Raw genomic sequence first — 18,256 nt, 5'->3', positions numbered from 1 at the left:
TCCCGACCGTTGCATGATTCCTGAGTCCCTTATCCATTGGGAATTCCGGCCACTGCCGCGGCGCTCGTCTTGCGCACGCTGAACGGCATCCGTCCCCACGATGGCGTCTCCGGCGTCGCGGGTTCCCATCGCCTGGATCGTGGCGATGAACCGGGCGCCCTTGCGGCCAGCCCCTACCGATCATAGGAGATCATGCATGCGATCCAGACCTTCAGGTGCGAACGTCGAAGAACAACGCCTGCTTTCCCGAAGGCAGTTCGTTCAAGGGTTGGCGGCGGGGGGTGCGGTGCTGGGCCTGGGGCTGTGGCCGAAGCAAAGCTGGGCACTACGCTCTCCGGGCCAGCTCGAAGTTCTCGCCGGCACGCAGTTTGACCTGAGCGTGGGCGAGACCGCGGTCAACTACACGGGCAAGACGCGGCCCGCCATCACCGTCAACGGTTCGGTGCCCGCACCGATCCTGCGCTGGCGCGAAGGCACGCGGGTGCAGCTGCGGGTCCGCAACGACCTGCCCCCAGGCTCGATCCACGGTGACTCCACGTCGATCCACTGGCACGGCATCCTGCTGCCGGCGAACATGGATGGTGTGCCCGGTCTCAGCTTCGATGGCATCGGCCGCGGCGAGAGCTACCTGTACGAGTTCGATGTTCGCCAGGGCGGCACCTACTGGTACCACAGCCACTCCGGCTTCCAGGAACAGGGCGGCATGTACGGGCCGCTGATCATCGATCCCATCGCACCCGAGCCGTTCTCCTACGACCGCGACTACGTGGTGTTCCTGTCCGACTGGACCGACATGGATCCTGCGCGTCTGTTCGCCCGCCTGAAGAAGTTGTCGGAGTACGACAACTACTACCAGCGGACGGTAGGGGACTTCTTCCGCGACGTAAGCAACGACGGGCTGCGTGCGACCCTGAGCGACCGCGCGGCCTGGGGCCGCATGCGGATGACGCCCACCGACCTGTCGGACGTCAACGCGCACACCTACACCTACCTGATGAACGGCACCACTTCGCTGGGCAACTGGACCGGCCTGTTCCGCAGCGGCGAGAAGATCCGGCTGCGCTTCATCAACGGCTCGGCGATGAGCTACTTCGATGTGCGCATCCCGGGCCTGAAGATGACGGTGGTCGAGGTCGACGGCCAGTACGTCCATCCGCTGACGGTGGACGAGATCCGCATCGCCACCGCCGAGACCTTCGACGTGATCGTCGAACCGACCGGCCAGGACGCCTTCACCCTCTTTGCCCAGGACAGTGCCCGTACCGGCTACGTCAGCGGCACGCTGGCGGTGCGTGAAGGGCTGCGTGCACCGGTGCCGGCGGTCGATCCGCGTCCGCTGCTGACCATGGCCGACATGGGACACGGCGACCACGCCGCGCATTCGGGACACGGCGCGACGCCGGCCGCCGCCGATCCGCATGCCGGGCATGGCGCCACACCGGCTTCGGATCCACACGCTGGCCATGGTGCCGCAGCATCTGTCGATCCACATGCCGGCCACGGCGCCTCGGCCACGGCCATGCAGGGCGCGCCGGCCGGAGGCATGCAGATGCAGGCGCACCCGGCCAGCGAGACCGGCAACCCCCTGGTCGACATGCAGACCATGACGCCGGCGCCTCGACTGTCCGATCCGGGCATCGGCCTGCGCGGGAACGGCCGCAAGGTGGCGACGTATGCCGACCTGAAGAGCCTGTTCCCGGATCCCGACGGGCGCGAGCCTGGCCGCACGGTCGAACTGCACCTGACCGGGCACATGGAGCGTTTCGCCTGGTCGTTCGACGGGATCAAGTTCGCCGATGCCGAGCCGCTGCGCCTCAACTACGGCGAGCGCATGCGCATCGTGCTGGTGAACGACACCATGATGGCGCATCCGATTCACCTGCACGGCCTGTGGAGCGACCTGGAAGACGAACAGGGCAACTTCCATCTGCGCAAGCACACCGTGGACATGCCTCCGGGCACGAAGCGCAGCTACCGAGTCCGGGCCGATGCGCTCGGGCGTTGGGCCTACCACTGCCATCTCTTCTTCCACATGGAATCGGGCATGTTCCGGGAAGTGAGGGTCGAAGAATGAGGAGCCCAACGAAAACGATGCTGTGGGCTGGGCTGGCCGTCGTCCTGTCGCTCCCTGTCGGCGCCTACGCGCAGCACGCCGGACATGGCCAGCCTGCGACGTCAAGTGCGACGACGGACCGGCAGGAAGAAGATGCGACGACGCAGCCTCCCCATGCCGGCATGGATCATTCGAAGCGTTCGCAGGAGACCCATTCCGAGCACGCCGGCAGTGGTGACGACCACGCGCAGATGGATCATGGACAACAGGACCGTCCGCAGGTCGACCACTCCCAGATGGACCATTCCGAGATGGACCATTCCGAGATGGGGAACCCCGCCCTGCCACGCGAACCCATCCCTCCTCTCACCGATGCCGATCGCTCGGCGGCGTTCCCGTTGCTGAAGGATTACCACAAGCACGGCACCAGCCTGAACTCGTTCTGGCTCATGGACCAGTTGGAAGGGGCGAACACGGATGAAGGCAGGGAGATCGCCTGGGAGGGGATCGGTTGGGTCGGCAGCGACCTCAACCGCCTCTGGTTGCGAACCAAGGGTCACGCGCTGGACGAAAGCCTGCAGCGCGGGCGGATTGAAGCCTTGTACGGCCGCGCGATCCATCCCTGGTGGGATGCCGTGGTCGGCGTGCGCCGGGATTTTGGTGACTTCGGTGGAGGCGGAACGCCGCGCAACTGGGCCGCGTTCGGCGTCCAGGGTCTGGCGCCCTACAAGTTCGAGGTCTCGGCAACGGGCTACGTCGGAGAGGGCGGCGAGACGGCGGCCATCGTCGAGGTCGAGTATGAGATGTTGTTCACCAACCGGTTGATCGCCAATTGGGGGCTCGAAGCCAATTGGTTCGGGCAGACCGATCCGGAGGAAGTCATCGGTGCGGGCCTGAGTACCGTGGAGGGAGGCGTCCGCTTGCGTTACGAGATCACGCGGCAGTTCGCGCCCTACGTGGGATTCGAGCGCGAATGGAGTTTCGGCAAGACGTCGGACCTGCGCGGGCTTAGCAGTCATTCCAGAACCGACAACCGGTGGGTGATCGGCCTGCGCTTCTGGTTCTGACGAAGCTCTCGGGGCTGGAAAGATGGCAGGGGTGGGGCCAAGCGCTACCTTCTTCTAGGATCGCTTCTGCGACAGGCGAGCCGTCCGAGGCGATCCGGTCGAACACGACGTCCGTGTTGTGGCGTGCGAGATAGGTGGCGATGTCCGAGCCGGGTTCCGACCCATGCCGTCGTGGATGCCGGTCGGCATCCACGATCAGGACGGTCACGGATTCGGCATTGGAGATGAAAGCCATGCCCGTATTCTTCCCGGCGATGATGCCCCGGCATCGTCTGCCGCCACCCACTGCCGGCCATCGAAACGCCGTCACCGCCACTCCGCGACGGCCTGGCGGCGACGCCGGCCCTTCAGATCAGAGGCCGGTCATCTTGAGCGCTGCTTCCGGCAGGCGCTCGCCTTCCACCTTGATCTTGGCAACCTCGGCATTGAGCTGGGCGATGTCCTGAGGCTTCAGGTCGAGCGTGACCGCGCCGATGTTCTCTTCCAGGCGATTGAGCTTGGTGGTGCCGGGAATCGGCACGACCCAGGGCTTCTGCGCCAGCAGCCAAGCCAGCGCGACCTGGGCGGGCGTGGCGCCGTTGCGCCCGGCGACGGACTCGACCACCTTGACCAGCGCCATGTTGGCCTTGCGCGCTTCCACGGAGAAACGTGGCACGTGGTTGCGGAAATCGGTCGGATCGAACGTGGTCTTGTCGGTGATCTTGCCGGTCAGGAAGCCGGCGCCGAGCGGGCTGAACGGCACGAAGCCGATGCCCAGTTCCTCCAGCAGCGGCAACAGTTCCAGTTCCGGCCCGCGCCAGAACAGCGAGTACTCGCTCTGCACCGCCGTCAGCGGCTGCACGGCGTGGGCGCGGCGGATGGTCTGCACGCCGGCCTCGGACAGGCCGAAATGCTTGACCTTGCCTGCGGCGATCAGGTCCTTGACCGCGCCGGCCACGTCCTCGATCGGTACCGCCGGGTCCACGCGGTGCTGGTACAGCAGGTCGATATGGTCGGTGCGCAGGCGCTGCAGCATCTTCTCGACCGCGCGCGCGATGTGCTCGGGCCGGCTGTCGGTGCCGAGGCCGCGCTCGCCGGCCTCCGGGTCGATGTCGAAGCCGAACTTGGTGGCGATGACCACCTGGCCGCGGATCGGCTGCAGCGCCTCGCCGACCAGTTCCTCGTTGGCGAAGGGACCGTAGGCCTCGGCGGTGTCGAACAGGGTGATGCCGCGGTCGTGGGCGGCATGGATGAGCTTGATCATCTCCTGCTTGTCGGCGGCCGGGCCGTACACGGCGGTCATGCCCATGCAGCCCAGGCCGAGGGCGGAGACTTCCAGGTCGTTTCCGAGTTTGCGGGTTTTCATGCTGTGTGCTCCATTCGTTGTCGATAGTGCCGGCCTGCGTCGAGCGGCCGAATCAGAGGGTCGGCAGGGATTCGTGTAAAAAACGGCCGAAAGTGACCTAACTGCCTGTCGCAGCTGGCTTTCTTGGCCGCTCCAGAAAATCGAGGGTTGGGCAGTACTCTCCCGCCGGCACTTGGGCGCACCGCGCTACTTTCTGTTCGAGATCCCTCTCCAGCTGTCGCAGCTCGCGGATTCGTAGACGGACATCGGCGAGCTTTCGCTCGGTCAATTGACGGGTCTGCTCGCAAGAACGCTCGCCTGTGATCTGTAGCAGGCCAGCGATCTCGTCGAGGCTGAATCCCATCATCTGAGCGCGACGGATGAACTGAAGCCGATTGACATCGTTTTCGTCGTAACGACGCACGCCTCCTATCGGTCGCTCGGGTTGACGCAGCAGCCTACGGCGCTGGTAGTAGCGCACGGTTTCGACATGCACGTCGGCCGCCGCCGCCAGCTGGCTGATCGTAAACGTGTTCGGACGCACGGCTTGACTCCGTACCTAGGTACAGAGGCTAGTATGCTCCGATGCAAACAACCCCGGCCAAATCGTCTGTTCCAGCCATCGTTGGCGCGAGCATCGCCGCCATTGGCGCATCGGTCTGCTGCGTCGTGCCGCTGGCGTTGGTCCTGCTGGGCATCAGTGGCGCCTGGATCGGCAACCTGACCGCGCTGGATCCATGGCGCCCTTGGTTCAGTGCTGCCGCCCTGCTGTCGCTGGGGTTAGCCTTCTGGGGCCTGTACGGACCAGCCTCTCGATGCCGCGCCGAAGGCCAATGCGTGGATCCGGGCATCTTGAGCCGGCGGCGGCGCTGGCTTTGGTTAGCCACTGTCGTGATCGCCTTGTTGTTGTTGTTTCCGTATTACGTGATTTGGCTTCTGTAGGAGACGATCGATGCGCAAGTGGACATTGGCCTTGATGGCCGTCATATGGGCCGGAACGGCGGGGGCCGCCCCCACTGAGACGGTGGTGTTGCAGGCCGCGAACATGACCTGCCCTACGTGCAGCATCACCATTGAGAAAGCGCTCGAGAAGGTGCCCGGCGTAGCTGACACTGCGGTCGATACCAAGGCAGCCACGGTAACGGTGACCTTCGATTCCGAGCGTACAAGTGCTTCGGACATCGCACGGGCCATCACCGAAGCAGGCTTCCCGGCCAAGGCACGGACAAATGGTGGCTGATCTGCAACTGCAAAGCATGCTGACCTGCCCAGAATGCAGGCACCAGGCCAGCGAGATGATGCCTACCACGGCCTGTCAGTTTTTCTACGAGTGTCCAGGCTGCAGCACGGTACTGCGGCCCAAGCCGGGCGACTGTTGTGTGTTCTGTTCGTACGGCACCGTGCCGTGTCCACCGATCCAGCAACAGAATCCCTGCTGCGGATAGCGGTCGCGGCCACTGGATGCCGATCATCAGCCAACTCGGCGAACAAACGCCCCGGCATACGGGGCATTTCTTCTCTTGGGCCGGGCAACGGGCCGCAACTTGCTATTTCGCCTCGTCCCGGTAGCTCCGCCAAGCCATACGGAGTACCCGCCAGGCGGACCGCAGAAACATCAGCAACAGTCCACCGGCGATGACCAGATCGGGCCAGCCCGCATCGAACAGCCACACGCCGGCGGCCGCCAGCAGTACCGCAACACCCTCGTACAGATCATTGCGCGAACACTCCCACGCCGATGACATGTTCACATCGCCGAAGCGGTACGGCGTCAGCAACCACAGGCACAGTGCGTTGAACGCAAGGTTGATCACCGCAGCAATGCCGATGGCCTCGAAGATCGGTACCTCCGGATGGGCCAGGCGCCAGCCGATCTGGATGGCGACCGCCACCGCGGCGCCGAAAATCAGCAGTCCCTTGATCAGCGCCACTTTGGCCTTGGCGCGCAAGCTGGCGCCGATCACCGCCAGGCTCAGCAAGTAGGTCAGCGCATCGCCAAGATTGTCGAGGCTGCCTGACAGCAACGAGGACGATCCGCTGTAAATCGCCGCCGTGATCATCATCACGAAGGTGGCGATGTTGATCGCCAGCACGATCATCAGCACGCGCCGCTGCCCGGCCTCCAAGGCCCGGATATCCACTGTGCTTCCGCAGCCGCACGAGTCACCCATGGTCAAGTCTCCAGATGGGAGCGGACGCAGGAATTGCGGACCGCTGTCAGGTCGGCGATCCTAAAGTCTGTAGCCGCTACAGGGTCAAGCCCATGAAGATTGGAGAGGTCGCGACACGCAGCGGGTGCCATCCGGAAACCGTGCGCTACTACGAGCGCATCGGGTTGTTGCCTGCGCCGCCGCGCACAGCGAGCGGGTACCGCGATTATCGGTCAACGGACGTGGATCGATTGCGCTTCATCAGTCGTGGCCGCGACCTTGGCTTCTCCCTGGAGGAGATCCGCAGCCTGCTGGGCCTGGCCGAGGACGACGGATTGTCATGCCAAGATGTCGACCGGCTCGCCCGCGTGCACCTGGTGGACATTCAGGCCCGGCTCGGGGACCTGCAGCGGATGGCCGCTGAGCTCGAACGGGTGATCGGCAGCTGCAGTGGGGGCGAGCGCGGCCAATGTGTCATCCTGGACACGCTGCGGCGCCCACTGACAAGCACCGAGAAGTGACCTGGGCGGGCGGCAGCATGGCAGTCAACGCGTTGCCACCCGTCGTATCAGCGGTATGTAGGCCAGCATTGCGATCAACTCGACCAGCGTCTGGGTCACGATCACCGCCGGTACGATGGGAAGCGCGCCGGGGATCGACAGGGCCAACGGCAATATCACCAGTGAGTTGCGCGTGCCCGACGCGAACGCCACGGCCCGTTTCGCCGGAACAGCCAGCTTGAAAATCCGTGCCACCGCAAGGCCGAGCTGTGGCGCGATGATCGCGAAGGCAATGTAGAACGGCACTACCGAGACCGCAGCATTGCTTGCTGGTCCCAGCTGCGGTGTCACCGCTGCGATCACCACGAAGAGCACCCCCGCGGTGGCGGGTACCGGCATCACCCCACCCAGGCCGGCCAAACGGGCCACTCTCGGCGAGCGCGAGGCGGCTGCCTGCAGGCCCGCCGCGAGCAGTAGCGGGACCGCGATCAGCCAGACGAATGCGTGCAGGAACGGACCTGCCTGGACCAGTGAGGCCGATGTTTCGCCCATCAGCACGCCGAAGTACAGCGGCAACAGCAACATCTGCACGAGCAATAGAACCGGCGTCGCAGCCAGCAGCAGCGCGGAGTCCGCCTTGCCCAGATGGGAAAAGGTGACCACGTAGTCGATGCATGGGCACAGCAGTACGAAGAGCACGGCGATACGGACCAGCGGGTCTGCTGGCAAAAGCGGCAACATGGCCGCGACCAGCAGCGGCACGACCAGGAAGTTTGCAACGAGCAATGCGCCCAGGAAGCGCCGGTTCGCCAGCGCGGCTCGCAGCTTGACCAACGGCACCTGCAGGAAGGTGACGAACAGCATCAATGCCAGCGCGGGATTGATCAGGACTTCCAGCCTGCCGGTGCCGGGTACGGTCAACGCGACGGCGAAGCCGAGCGCAATCGCCAGAAAATAGATCGGGATCTGGTGCCGTTCCAGTCTGTCACGCACATCGTTCAACCGACTCATGGGGTGACCGCTGTGCCCTGCCGAATGCCCCGACACAAAGCGCGGCTCCGATGGAGAAAGTACTGCAAGCCGGCTCTGCTAGCCATGCTCTTGACCTCGCGCATCCCGCAGGATCTCGATGCCCCCCTTCAGGGCGATCGCCGCCACCGCAAGACCGACGACTAGATCGGGCCAGGCCCGCCCGGTCCAGAGCACCAATCCGCCACCCACAAGCACGCCCGCGTTGGCGACAAAGTCGTTGGTGCTGAAGGTGGTCGCGGCGCGCACGTTCACGTTGGTCTGCCGGATCTTCTTGAGTAGCCACACACAGGTCGCGTTCACTATGGCGGCTCCCAGGGCCATCACCATCATCGTTGTGCCAATGGGCTCGACGTCGCCGAAAAATCGACGGCCCACGTCAACCAGGATTCCCGCGGCGAACAGGATCAGCAGCCAGCCGGACACCTTGGCCGCCGATCGTTTCCAGGCCGGTGAACGACTGAGCGCGAGCAGGGTGATGATGTGGACAGCGCTGTCGGACGCATTGTCCAGTCCATTCGCAATCAGGGCGCTTGAGCCGGCAGCGAGGCCCGTGACCCAGAACCCGCGGCAAGCGCGAGGTTCAAGGCAAGGACGATCAACAGGATCCGGCGTTGGTGGGCGTCGTGTATTTCGATCTTCTCTTCGCTCACGTCAGTGGGCCTCCCGTTGCGACTTCGCTGCGTCGCCGCGGTGCAGAAGACGGTAGAGGGTCGGCAGCACTAGCAGGGTGAGCAGCGTGGAGGACACGATCCCGCCGATCACCACGGTGGCGAGCGGACGCTGCACCTCCGCGCCCGTGCCGACATTGAGCGCCATCGGGACGAAGCCGAGCGATGCCACCAGGGCGGTCATCAAGACCGGCCGTAGCCGCTCGAGTGCGCCGTTGAAGACGGCGTCATCCAGCGACTGCCCTTGCTCCCGCAGGTTGCGAATGAAGGCGATCATGACCAGGCCGTTGAGCACCGCCACGCCCGACAGGGCGATGAAGCCGACCCCGGCGGTGATCGACAACGGGATGCCACGCAGTGCCAGTGCGGCCACACCGCCGGTCAGGGCCAACGGCACGCCGCTGAACACGATCACCGCATCCCTGGCCGAGCCGAACGCCATGAACAACAGGCCGAAGATGAGGACCAGGGTCACCGGTACCACTACTGCGAGCCGTTGGCTGGCCGAGATCAACTGCTCGAACGTGCCGCCGTAGTCGATCCAGTAGCCTTCTGGAACGCTCACCTGCTGCTCGATGCGCTGCTGCAGGTCTTCAACGAAGCCGCCCAAGTCGCGATCACGCACGTTGGCCGTGACCACCACCCGGCGCTTTCCGTTCTCGCGGTTGATCTGGTTTGGTCCGAGCAGGCTCTCGATTTTCGCAACCTCCCGCAGCGGTACGGTCCGCGCGGTCGCCCAGCGTGGCTCCAAGCTCGACCGGTCCGCGTTCGCAACGTCGGGCAAGGGGATCGGCAGGTCCTGCAGGGCGATCGGATCGACACGCATCTGTTCCGGCAGTCGAACCACGATGTCGAAGCGGCGGTCGCCCTCGAACAGCTGGCTGGCCACCTGGCCACCCACCGCAGTGGCAACGGTCTGCTGCACGATCCCCGGATTCAGTCCGAAGCGCGCAAGCGCTGCGCGGTCCGGGACGATCGTCAGCAGTGGCAAGCCGGTTGCCTGTTCGGTGTTGACGTCGACCGCGCCCTCGACCTGCCTGGCAGCCGCCTCGACCTGTTCGGCCACCTCGACCAGCGTGTCCAGGTCGTCACCGAACACCTTGACCGCCACATCCGCACGCACGCCGGAGATCAGCTCGTTGGTCCGCATCTCGATCGGTTGCGAGTACTCGTAGTTGTTGCCGGGAAGCGTCGCCACTGCCGCTTCGATTTCGTCGATCAGCACATCCCTGCGCTTGCGTGGATCGGGCCATTGCCCGCGTGGCTTCACCATCAGGTAGGTGTCCGCCACGTTGGGTGGCATCGGGTCGGTGGCCACCTCCGCCGTGCCAATCCTGCTGAAGACACGCTCGACTTCCGGAACCTGCATCAGGCGTTCTTCCACGGCCAGTTGCATCTTCACCGACTGCTCCAGGCCCGTTCCGGGAATGCGGATCGCCTGCATGGCGAGGTCGCCCTCGTCCAAGCTGGGAATGAACTCGCTGCCCAGGCGTGTGGCGAGTAGCAGGGACACGACGACCAGCATCAGTGCCCCGCCAAGGACCCAGTTTTGCCGGCGAAGCGACCACGCAAGCAGCGGCTCATAGCGCCGCCGCGTCCATTGGACCAGTCTGTTCTCCTTCTCCTCGACGCGGTTGCCCATGAAGATCGCGATGGACGCGGGAACGAAGGTCAGCGACAGGACCATTGCACCGGTGAGGGCCAGCACCACGGTGATCGCCATCGGGTGGAACATCTTTCCCTCGATCCCGGTCAGCGCGAAAATCGGCAGGTACACCGCGGCGATGATGAACATGCCGAACAGGCTGGGCCGGATGACTTCGACCGTGGCAGTGGCCGTCAGGTCGTTGCGTTCCTCGCGTGTCAACGTCCGCCCAAGTCGGTGCTGCATCTCGCCAAACCGCCGCAGAACGTTCTCGATGATGATGACCGCGCCATCGACGATCAGCCCGAAGTCGAGCGCACCGAGACTCATCAGGTTCCCCGACACGCCGCCACGCACCATCCCGGTGATGGTGAACAGCATGGCCAGCGGGATGACGGCTGCGGTGATGAGCGCGGCGCGGAAGTTCCCCAACAGCAGGAACAGGACCACGATCACCAGCAAGGCACCCTCGATCAGGTTCTTCGAGATGGTCTGCATCGTGCGTTCGACCAGCCCGGTGCGGTCGTAGACCGCCGTCGCGGTGACGCCTTCCGGCAAACTTGCGTTCGCATCCTGCAGCTTCGCCGCCGCGGCTTGCGCGACCGTGCGACTGTTGGAGCCGACCAGCATCGACACGGTGCCCAGCACGACCTCTTCGCCGTTCTGGGTCGCCGCGCCCGTACGAAGCTCCGGACCCTCACCCACCTGTGCCACGTCAGCGACCCGGATCGGCAGGCCGTCGCGTCGGTCCAGCACGATGTTCCGGATCTCGTCGATCCCGCCGACCTGGCCGGGCACGCGCACCAGGTACTGCTGGCCGTTGCGCTCAATGTAACCGGCGCCCATGTTCTGGTTGTTGGCCGCCACCGCGTCGACGATGTCCTGCAGCGTGAAGCCGAGTGCAACCAGCTTAGACGGGTCCGGCGTGATGTGGATCTGCCGCTCGAAGCCGCCGATCGTGTTGACCTCGGTCACCCCCGGTGTGTTGCGCATCTGCGGCCGGATGACCCAGTCCTGCAGGGTGCGCAGGTCGGTGGCGGTCCACGGCGTGCCGTCCGGCTTGGCCGCCCCGGGCGCCGCGTCGACGGTGTACAGGAAGATCTCGCCCAACCCGGTCGAGATCGGCCCCATTTCGGGCTCCAACCCTTCGGGAATCTGTGAGCGGATCTGCTGCAGGCGCTCGGCTACCTGCTGTCTGGCGAAGTACAGGTCGGTACCGTCCTCGAACACGACGGTGACCTGCGACAAGCCGTATCGCGACAGCGAGCGCGTGTAGTCGAGCCGGGGCAAGCCGGCGAGCGCCGTTTCAATCGGATAGGTGACTCGCTGCTCGGACTCCAGTGGCGAGTAGCCGGGCGCCTCGGTGTTGATCTGCACCTGGATGTTGGTGATGTCGGGGGTTGCATCGATCGGGAGCCTGGTAAAGCTCCAGATGCCCCCTCCGATCAGGCCCAGGGTCAGGACCAGCATCATCCAGCGATGCCGGATCGAGAAGCGGACGAGTCGCTCCACCAGCCCGGCCTGGTGGGCTGTGGCGTCAGTGCTCATGCGCCGCGCCCTCCTTGCCGATGTCCGCCTTGATCAGGTAGCTCTCCGCGACCACGACCTCCTCGCCCACGCTCAGGCCTGACAGGATCTGCACCTGCGTGGCATCGCGCACGCCGAGCTCGACGTGTCGGGCCTGGTATGTCTCGCCCTCGCGAACGAACACGGCTTCCCGGCCATCCATCGACTGCAGCGCGGTCAACGGCACCACCAGATCAACCGGCTGCTGTGCGACCGTGATCCGCGCCTTGACCGCGGTTCCCGGACGCCACTGGCTGTCGGTGTTGTCGATCGTCGCGCGGGCGACAGTGCTTTGGCTCGCCGTGGCCATGCCCGGGAGTACACGTTCGAGCGTGGTGAGCAGCGCCTCGCCATCGCTCATGCGGGTGACCATTACCGGCACGCCCGGCTGGATGTGCTGGGCGTCGGCTCCGAAAATGTGCAGGTCGACCCAGAGCTGGGACAGGTCGGCGATCTCGAACAGTGGAGTGCCTTCGCTGGCCAGGCCGCCGACCGAGGCATTGCGCTCGACGATCACACCGGAGATCGGCGCGGTCACGCTGTAGGTGCTCAGGCTCAGGTTGCTCTCGATCGTCGCAAGCGTCTGGCCGGCGCGAACCTGGTCGCCGGCATTGGCGCGCAGCGAACGGATCGGTCCGGGAAAGCGGGCGGAGATCTGGGCAACACGGCCATCGACCGCGGTCAGCAGGCCTTGCACCTCGTGCTCGTCGGCAATCACGCCGGGCCCGACAGATCGCGTCTTGATACCGGACTTCTCGGCGATCTCGGCCGGAATGACCGTGCTGGCGACTTCACCCGCCTCATGGCCGTGATCGTCGGCCTCTGTGCCTTGGTCAGCCGCCTCGTCGGCATGGACGCCATTCGCCGGCTGGTCCGAGTCACCACCACAGGCCGCCAGGCTTAGCGCCAGCGCCAGCGCGGGGATCAAGTGAGTAGGCTTCATGGCGTTGCTCCTTGGTTGTCGTGCGGGCCAGGGCCGACGACGAAGGCCTGACCGGTCAGCCGCTGGATCTCGATCAGGGCACGCTGGGCTTCCAGCGCCGCCTCCAATTGTTGCCGCCGGGCCGCGGCGCGCTCTGCCTGCAAGCTCGACCACTCCAGATAGCTGGCCGCCCCTGCGCGATACGCGGTGGCGGCCGCGGCTTCGGCCTTTGCCAGGCGTGGGAGCACGTCCTCACCCAGCCGCTGCGCTTCCAGGCGCGCCACACCGAAGCGGCCATGCGCCTCGGCAAGGGTGGAGTAGAGCCACAGACCCGTAGCCTCTCGTTCGATTTCCAACGCCGTCAACTCGGCGCGTGCGGCACGGATGCCCGGTTGCGCGCGGCTGGTGGTGCCCAGCGGGATCGAGACACTGCCAACCAGGGCGAAGTCATCGCCATCCGCCATCCGCCGGACGCCGACTTGCCAGTCGAGGTCGGGTGTCGCCTCGCTGCGCGCCAGCTGCAACCGCGCCTCGCCAATGCGTTGCTGGTCGACGAACTGCGCGAGCTCGGGGGTGCGTTGCAGCCAGTCGGCGAGTACCGCGAAGTCCGCGACCTGCGGCACTGCCAGCGGATCGCCCCCAGCGATCTCGAATGCCGGATTGCGCTCGCCCCAAAGGGCCGCGAGATGTTGGCGGGCGGCTGTCTCACGCTGTCGAGCCCGAGCCCCGTCCAGTTCGGCCCGTGCCAGAGCAGCTTGGGCGGTGAGTACGACCGCCTCGGGCGAAGCACCGGCCTCGTGACGCCGGCGTGCCGCAGCGACGGTGCGCTCGCGCTGGTCGACGTCCAACTGCGCGAGCTCGCCTTGCCGTTGCGCACCGACGACCGCGAGGTAGCGGCGGGCCACTTCGGCCAGAAGATCCAACCGCTGCGCCTCGCGCGCAATGGCCAGCGCGTCGATGCGGCTCTGCGCGAGCGTGCGGCGGGCATCGAGCTTGCCGCCCCGCTCCAGCACGGAAGCTAGGCTCAGCGTGATCTCGGCGCTGTCGAGACCGCTGGCCGGGCCGGGACCCAGCATGTTCTCGAGTTCGGCGCCAGCAACCAGCGCCGGGCGCAAGGAGGCTCGCTCCAACTCGGCTGCCAGGGCCTCATGGCGGGCGCCAAACAGGCGCAGATTGGGGTGAGTGCTGGCAACGCGAAAAAATGCGTCGTCCAGAGTAAGAGGGCCGGCGGCGTGCGTGGGAAATGCCACGGCACACACGACGACGAACGCGGCCAATGCCGCTGATCGCAAACGCATGGGGGTTGCTCCGGTGAATCGAAATGACGGGTGTCGGCGTCAGGCCGATGGCGCAGTCATCCGAAGATCGGAGGCTTGAACGGACTCGCTAGGCGTACGGCCGGTGGGAGCGACGCCTTCTCAATCACCAGCCGACCGGCTACCGGAAGAGCAGACAAGGACTCCAGGACAGGCATTGCGGCCGCAGCTGCGCCACAGCAATGTGCAAAATCCAGAAGCACGTGCAAGGTCTCCGATCCATCCTGATCGTGCGCACCTGTCGCGGTGAGCTCCGCGCCCATATCGTTGGCATGCGGGCCGTGGCTGTGCATGCCCGACGGGTCGTGTGCGAGCTCGTGCATCTCGCCGGCGGCTGTCATGACCGGTTGCAGCACCAATCCCAGCGCAACCAGCCCCAGCGCGAAAACGCGCAGGAGCGGGAACCAGCGGTGGCGGGGCAAGCGGACCATGACCACGCAGGGTACCTGCGGGCGAGGGGGTATACAATTTCGCTGAATGCCGCGAGGGCTACAGGGCGAAGGCGCGCTCCAGCTCGGGGCCATGGCAGCGCTTGTACTTGCGGCCACCACCGCACAGACACGGCTGATGATCGCGCAGCCCGGTCAGCAGCGCGTGTCCCAGGAACTGTTGCGCCTGCTGCAGCGGTTCGATCTCGTTCGCCGGGACACTGACATGGCCGTCGGCCGTCGGTACGCCCCGACTCAGCACGTGCGTGATCGCTTCGGACACCCCGATGAAGTGCCGGATCAACTGGTCATCGCGAACCGGCAGGCGCACGTTGTCGACCGTCGCGCCGGTGTAGCGGCGTCGCGGGTCAGACACGAAGAGGACCTTGGTTTCATGGTGGAGCTTGGGCGTGACATCGACCATCTGGCCGTCAGGGGACAGCCAGATCGCGTGAAACTCCGCTTCGACCATCACATGCGGCCATTCCCATAGCTGCCAACCGCAGAGCATGCGTCCGCCGTCCCGCGCGATCTTCGCCTCGACGTTAGGGAAGCACTCTTTTTCAAGCGCATCAGGTTCGGGCTCGACAACCATGTAGGTCGCCACGCCGCCAGGAACCACTCTCTGGACCAGCTGGCGAATATGTCGGGTTATCTGCGGCGGGGTGGTGGTGTGCAAGCGTCGACCCTCGAATGGCACCGGAGAGAGACCGGTCGGCCTGATGATGAAGTACTCTGATGGCGCCGAGAGGTCGGCATCACGAAACCGATGGGTTCTGAACTCTCAAACCAATTGATCGTGATCAGGTCAACGACACGGAAGTCCAGTCCATGCTCTACGACGCTTTGACCTGCCGCTCGTACCACGGGCGTGTGCCGTTGACGATCCTGACCACTGATAGCATCACGGGGACCTCGATCAGCACGCCGACCACGGTAGCCAGCGCCGCGCCGGAGTGCACGCCAAACAGGGCCACCGCCGTAGCGACCGCCAGCTCGAAGAAATTGCTGGCCCCGATCAGCGCCGACGGTCCGGCCACGCAATGGGCGACACCCAGCCTGCGGTTGAGCAGGTAGGCTAGCCCGGAGTTGAAGTAGACCTGGATCAGGATCGGCACCGCCAGGATCGCGATGATCAGGGGCTGCTCGACGATCTGCCTTCCCTGGAAGCCGAACAGCAGCACCAGCGTCGCCAGCAGTGCAACCAGCGAGACAGGTCCCAAACGAGCGAGCACCCGTTCCAGCCTGGCCTCGCCGCCGCGTACAAGCAGCCAGCGACGCAAGACGATAGCCACCGCCACCGGCAACAGGATGTAGAGGCCCACCGACAGCGCCAGCGTGTCCCAGGGCACGGTGATCGACGACAGTCCCAACAGCAGGGCGACCAGCGGTGCGAACGCCACCACCATGATGGCGTCGTTGAGCGCGACCTGGCTGAGCGTGAAGTTCGCGTCGCCGCGACACAGGTTGCTCCACACGAACACCATGGCGGTGCAGGGTGCGGCGGCCAGCAGGATCAGCCCCGCCATGTAGGAGTCGATCTGGTCCGCCGGGAGCCAGTCGGCGAAGACATGCCGCAGGAAGAACCAGCCCAGCAGGGCCATCGAGAACGGCTTGACCGCCCAGTTGACGAACAGGGTGACGCCGATGCCGCGCCAGTGCCTGCCCACTTCCCGCATGGCGCCGAAGTCGACCTTCAGCAGCATCGGGATGATCATCAGCCAGATCAGTGCGGCCACCGGCAGGTTGACCTTCGCGACTTCCATGCCGCCGAGGGCTGCGAAAGCATTTGGCAAGAAATGTCCCAGGCTGGTGCCGACCACGATGCACAGCGCGACCCACAGGGTCAGGTAGCGTTCGAACAGCCCCATGCGGGGCGCTGCCTCAGCCATGGGCGACCGCCTCGTCTTCAGGTTGTACGAAGCCGATGCGGTCGAGGGCCGCCTTCAACGCTTCACGATCATCCCAGACCTCGGTCGGCAGCGCCAGCAGAGCCTGCAGTCGCGCCTTGACGATGCGGTGGGCCTGGCGGAATGCCTTCCGCTTGTCCTCGTCATCGCCTTCAACGGTTGCCGGGTCCGGGAGCCCCCAGTGCACGCGAAGAAAGTCCCCGAGCACGACGGGGCAGGTTTCGGCCGCGGCCGAATCGCAGACGGTCACCACCAGATCCATCGGTACCGCGTCCGGCGTCGTGAACTCGTCCCAGGACTTGCTACGCAGGCCTGCCGTGGCAATGCCTTCGGCCGCCAGTTGGGCAAGCGCCCAGGGGTTGACCGTGCCGGCCGGCTGGCTGCCGGCGCTGAAGACTTCGAAGCGGTGGCCGGCCCAGGCGCGGAGCGTGGCCTCGGCCAGCACGCTGCGCGCGGAATTGCCGGTGCACAGGAAAAGGACGCGACGCTTCATCGGGGCGGTTCCTCGAGTGACAGGTGGGAGAGGATCAACAGGCGCAGGCGGCCCCGGCACCAGGGGGGCAGCTCTCATCCGCGGAGCCCACGCAGCAGTTGTGGGTCAGGTAGGCGACCAGTTCGTTCATGGCTTCGAAGTTGGCGCGATAGCAGACGTTGCGCCCCCGGCTCTCGCTGCCGATCAGACCGGCATGGACGAGCTCCTTCAGGTGGAATGACAGGGTTGCGCCAGGGACGGCCAGTGCTTCCGCAATTTCACCGGCCATGCGGCCGTTGGGGCCGGCCTCGACCAGCAGCCGGAAGATCGCCAGCCGGGTGGCGTGGCCCAGCGCCGTCAGCGCAGCGATTGCCTGATTCGTTTCCATCATTCTAGAATAGTCGAATGAATAACGAACTGCAATCACCCGTGCTCCTCGACCTCCCTCATCTGGCCGCCGACCTGCTTCCCGGTCCTCGCCATGACGCGCTCGGCGTCGACGCGACGGCACCAGCGCCACGCATCCTTCTCTTGTACGGCTCCCTGCGACCGCAGTCCTACAGCCGCAAGCTGGCACTGGAAGCCGAGCGCATCCTGCGACACCTCGGCGCCGAAACCCGGGTGTTCGATCCGCATGGCCTGCCCATGCTGGACAGCGTCGGCAGCGATCACCCGAAAGTGCAGCAGCTGCGCGAATGGTCGCAGTGGTCGGAAGGCCAGGTCTGGGTGTCGCCCGAGCGCCACGGCACGATCACCGGCGTATTCAAGAACCAGATTGACTGGCTGCCGCTCGAGGACGGTAGCGTGCGACCCACCCAGGGACGAACGCTGGCGGTCATGCAGGTGTGCGGCGGCTCGCAGTCGTTCAACGTGGTCAACGCCCTGCGCGTGCTGGGACGGTGGATGCGGATGGTGACGATTCCCAACCAGTCGTCGGTCGCGAAGGCGTGGCAGGAATTTGACGACGCGGGGCGCATGCGCGCTTCGCCGTTCTTCGACCGGGTGGTGGACGTAATGGAGGAGTTGGTCAAGTTCACGCTCCTGGTGCGCGGGCGGAGTGATTACTTGGTCGATCGCTACAGCGAGCGGAAGGGTGCCGATGAAGCCCGTCGAGTGGCCAGAGAGTCGGGAGTTCTGGAAGATGTTCCAGCAGCGTCCTGATCTTGCGGGCTGCTTGCTCGCTGGCGATGATCATCAAGGTCG

19 protein-coding genes and 1 pseudogene are annotated in these 18,256 nt (G+C 65.4%); 7 read left to right on the top strand and 13 right to left on the bottom strand.

Annotated elements, in window-relative coordinates; translation table 11 throughout:
• Positions 1 to 196 precede the first annotated feature (196 nt).
• Positions 197 to 2,074 carry a copper resistance system multicopper oxidase gene (locus ACG33_RS13725; protein WP_043290350.1) on the top strand — a complete coding sequence of 626 codons (1,878 nt, stop codon included), beginning with the start codon at positions 197 to 199 and terminating at the stop codon, positions 2,072 to 2,074.
• Between the two features lie 17 nt (positions 2,075 to 2,091).
• Complete coding sequence (locus ACG33_RS13720; RefSeq protein WP_083536962.1) at positions 2,092 to 3,120, top strand: copper resistance protein B; 1,029 nt, start codon at positions 2,092 to 2,094, stop codon at positions 3,118 to 3,120.
• A 352-nt stretch (positions 3,121 to 3,472) separates the two neighbouring features.
• Here the strand turns inward: ACG33_RS13720 and ACG33_RS13715 are convergent, their stop codons facing one another.
• Both ACG33_RS13715 and ACG33_RS13710 read right to left on the bottom strand, forming a co-directional pair.
• Positions 3,473 to 4,465, bottom strand: a complete 993-nt coding sequence (locus tag ACG33_RS13715) for an aldo/keto reductase (protein ID WP_014159579.1) — start codon at positions 4,463 to 4,465, stop codon at positions 3,473 to 3,475.
• Positions 4,466 to 4,562: 97 nt separating this feature from the next.
• Complete coding sequence (locus ACG33_RS13710; RefSeq protein ID WP_066922032.1) at positions 4,563 to 4,988, bottom strand: MerR family transcriptional regulator; 426 nt, start codon at positions 4,986 to 4,988, stop codon at positions 4,563 to 4,565.
• A 41-nt stretch (positions 4,989 to 5,029) separates the two neighbouring features.
• Here ACG33_RS13710 and ACG33_RS13705 point away from each other — a divergent pair, with 41 nt between their 5' ends.
• From ACG33_RS13705 to ACG33_RS16955, 3 genes are read left to right on the top strand one after another with little or no spacing between them, the layout of a single operon-like run.
• Entirely contained in the window at positions 5,030 to 5,386 is a 357-nt protein-coding gene (locus ACG33_RS13705) for a mercuric transporter MerT family protein (RefSeq protein WP_066922031.1), read from the top strand.
• Between the two features lie 10 nt (positions 5,387 to 5,396).
• A complete protein-coding gene (locus ACG33_RS13700) occupies positions 5,397 to 5,684 on the top strand; it encodes a heavy-metal-associated domain-containing protein (RefSeq protein WP_036196115.1) in 288 nt (95 codons plus the stop codon).
• Positions 5,674 to 5,889, top strand: coding sequence for a GDCCVxC domain-containing (seleno)protein (locus ACG33_RS16955; RefSeq protein WP_322109198.1), 216 nt, complete (start codon positions 5,674 to 5,676; stop codon positions 5,887 to 5,889). The genes ACG33_RS13700 and ACG33_RS16955 overlap by 11 nt, the downstream gene beginning before the upstream one ends.
• A 102-nt stretch (positions 5,890 to 5,991) precedes the next feature.
• Here ACG33_RS16955 and ACG33_RS13695 read toward each other — a convergent pair whose 3' ends face one another.
• Positions 5,992 to 6,615 (bottom strand): cation transporter, encoded by a 624-nt coding sequence (locus ACG33_RS13695; protein ID WP_066922029.1) that lies wholly within the window; start codon positions 6,613 to 6,615, stop codon positions 5,992 to 5,994.
• A 92-nt stretch (positions 6,616 to 6,707) separates the two neighbouring features.
• On the opposite strand from ACG33_RS13695, the gene ACG33_RS13690 reads away from it, so the two are divergent.
• Entirely contained in the window at positions 6,708 to 7,115 is a 408-nt protein-coding gene (locus ACG33_RS13690; RefSeq protein WP_066922027.1) for a MerR family transcriptional regulator, read from the top strand.
• Positions 7,116 to 7,139: 24 nt separating this feature from the next.
• Here ACG33_RS13690 and ACG33_RS13685 read toward each other — a convergent pair whose 3' ends face one another.
• The 10 genes and pseudogenes from ACG33_RS13685 to ACG33_RS13640 form a co-directional block, all read right to left on the bottom strand.
• Positions 7,140 to 8,096, bottom strand: a complete 957-nt coding sequence (locus ACG33_RS13685; protein ID WP_083537283.1) for an arsenic resistance protein — start codon at positions 8,094 to 8,096, stop codon at positions 7,140 to 7,142.
• Between the two features lie 87 nt (positions 8,097 to 8,183).
• Positions 8,184 to 8,776 (bottom strand): annotated as a pseudogene (locus ACG33_RS13680) (cation transporter).
• A gap of 1 nt (position 8,777) precedes the next feature.
• On the bottom strand, positions 8,778 to 11,954 hold the full coding sequence (locus ACG33_RS13675) for an efflux RND transporter permease subunit (RefSeq protein WP_066923456.1): 3,177 nt from the start codon (positions 11,952 to 11,954) through the stop codon (positions 8,778 to 8,780).
• A gap of 22 nt (positions 11,955 to 11,976) precedes the next feature.
• Entirely contained in the window at positions 11,977 to 12,948 is a 972-nt protein-coding gene (locus ACG33_RS13670) for an efflux RND transporter periplasmic adaptor subunit (RefSeq protein ID WP_083536960.1), read from the bottom strand.
• Positions 12,945 to 14,225 (bottom strand): TolC family protein, encoded by a 1,281-nt coding sequence (locus tag ACG33_RS13665; RefSeq protein WP_066922021.1) that lies wholly within the window; start codon positions 14,223 to 14,225, stop codon positions 12,945 to 12,947. Before ACG33_RS13665 ends, ACG33_RS13670 begins: the two co-directional genes overlap by 4 nt.
• 56 nt (positions 14,226 to 14,281) lie before the next feature.
• Positions 14,282 to 14,674, bottom strand: coding sequence for a hypothetical protein (locus ACG33_RS13660; protein WP_157071806.1), 393 nt, complete (start codon positions 14,672 to 14,674; stop codon positions 14,282 to 14,284).
• 58 nt (positions 14,675 to 14,732) lie between these two features.
• Positions 14,733 to 15,350: an SEC-C domain-containing protein gene (locus ACG33_RS13655; protein ID WP_237392632.1), complete on the bottom strand. Its 618-nt coding sequence runs from the start codon at positions 15,348 to 15,350 to the stop codon at positions 14,733 to 14,735.
• A gap of 157 nt (positions 15,351 to 15,507) precedes the next feature.
• Positions 15,508 to 16,542, bottom strand: coding sequence for an ACR3 family arsenite efflux transporter (gene arsB, locus ACG33_RS13650; protein WP_024889930.1), 1,035 nt, complete (start codon positions 16,540 to 16,542; stop codon positions 15,508 to 15,510).
• A gap of 13 nt (positions 16,543 to 16,555) precedes the next feature.
• A complete protein-coding gene (locus tag ACG33_RS13645) occupies positions 16,556 to 17,074 on the bottom strand; it encodes an arsenate reductase ArsC (protein ID WP_024889931.1) in 519 nt (172 codons plus the stop codon).
• 34 nt (positions 17,075 to 17,108) lie between these two features.
• Complete coding sequence (locus tag ACG33_RS13640) at positions 17,109 to 17,441, bottom strand: ArsR/SmtB family transcription factor (RefSeq protein WP_024889932.1); 333 nt, start codon at positions 17,439 to 17,441, stop codon at positions 17,109 to 17,111.
• Between the two features lie 17 nt (positions 17,442 to 17,458).
• Between ACG33_RS13640 and arsH the strand changes: the two genes are divergently transcribed.
• Positions 17,459 to 18,214, top strand: coding sequence for an arsenical resistance protein ArsH (gene arsH, locus ACG33_RS13635; protein WP_024889933.1), 756 nt, complete (start codon positions 17,459 to 17,461; stop codon positions 18,212 to 18,214).
• The last annotated feature ends 42 nt before the right edge of the window (positions 18,215 to 18,256 follow it).

The sequence above is a fragment of the Steroidobacter denitrificans genome, from assembly GCF_001579945.1.
GTDB lineage: Bacteria > Pseudomonadota > Gammaproteobacteria > Steroidobacterales > Steroidobacteraceae > Steroidobacter > Steroidobacter denitrificans.
This window is presented reverse-complemented; position numbering and strand designations above follow the sequence as displayed.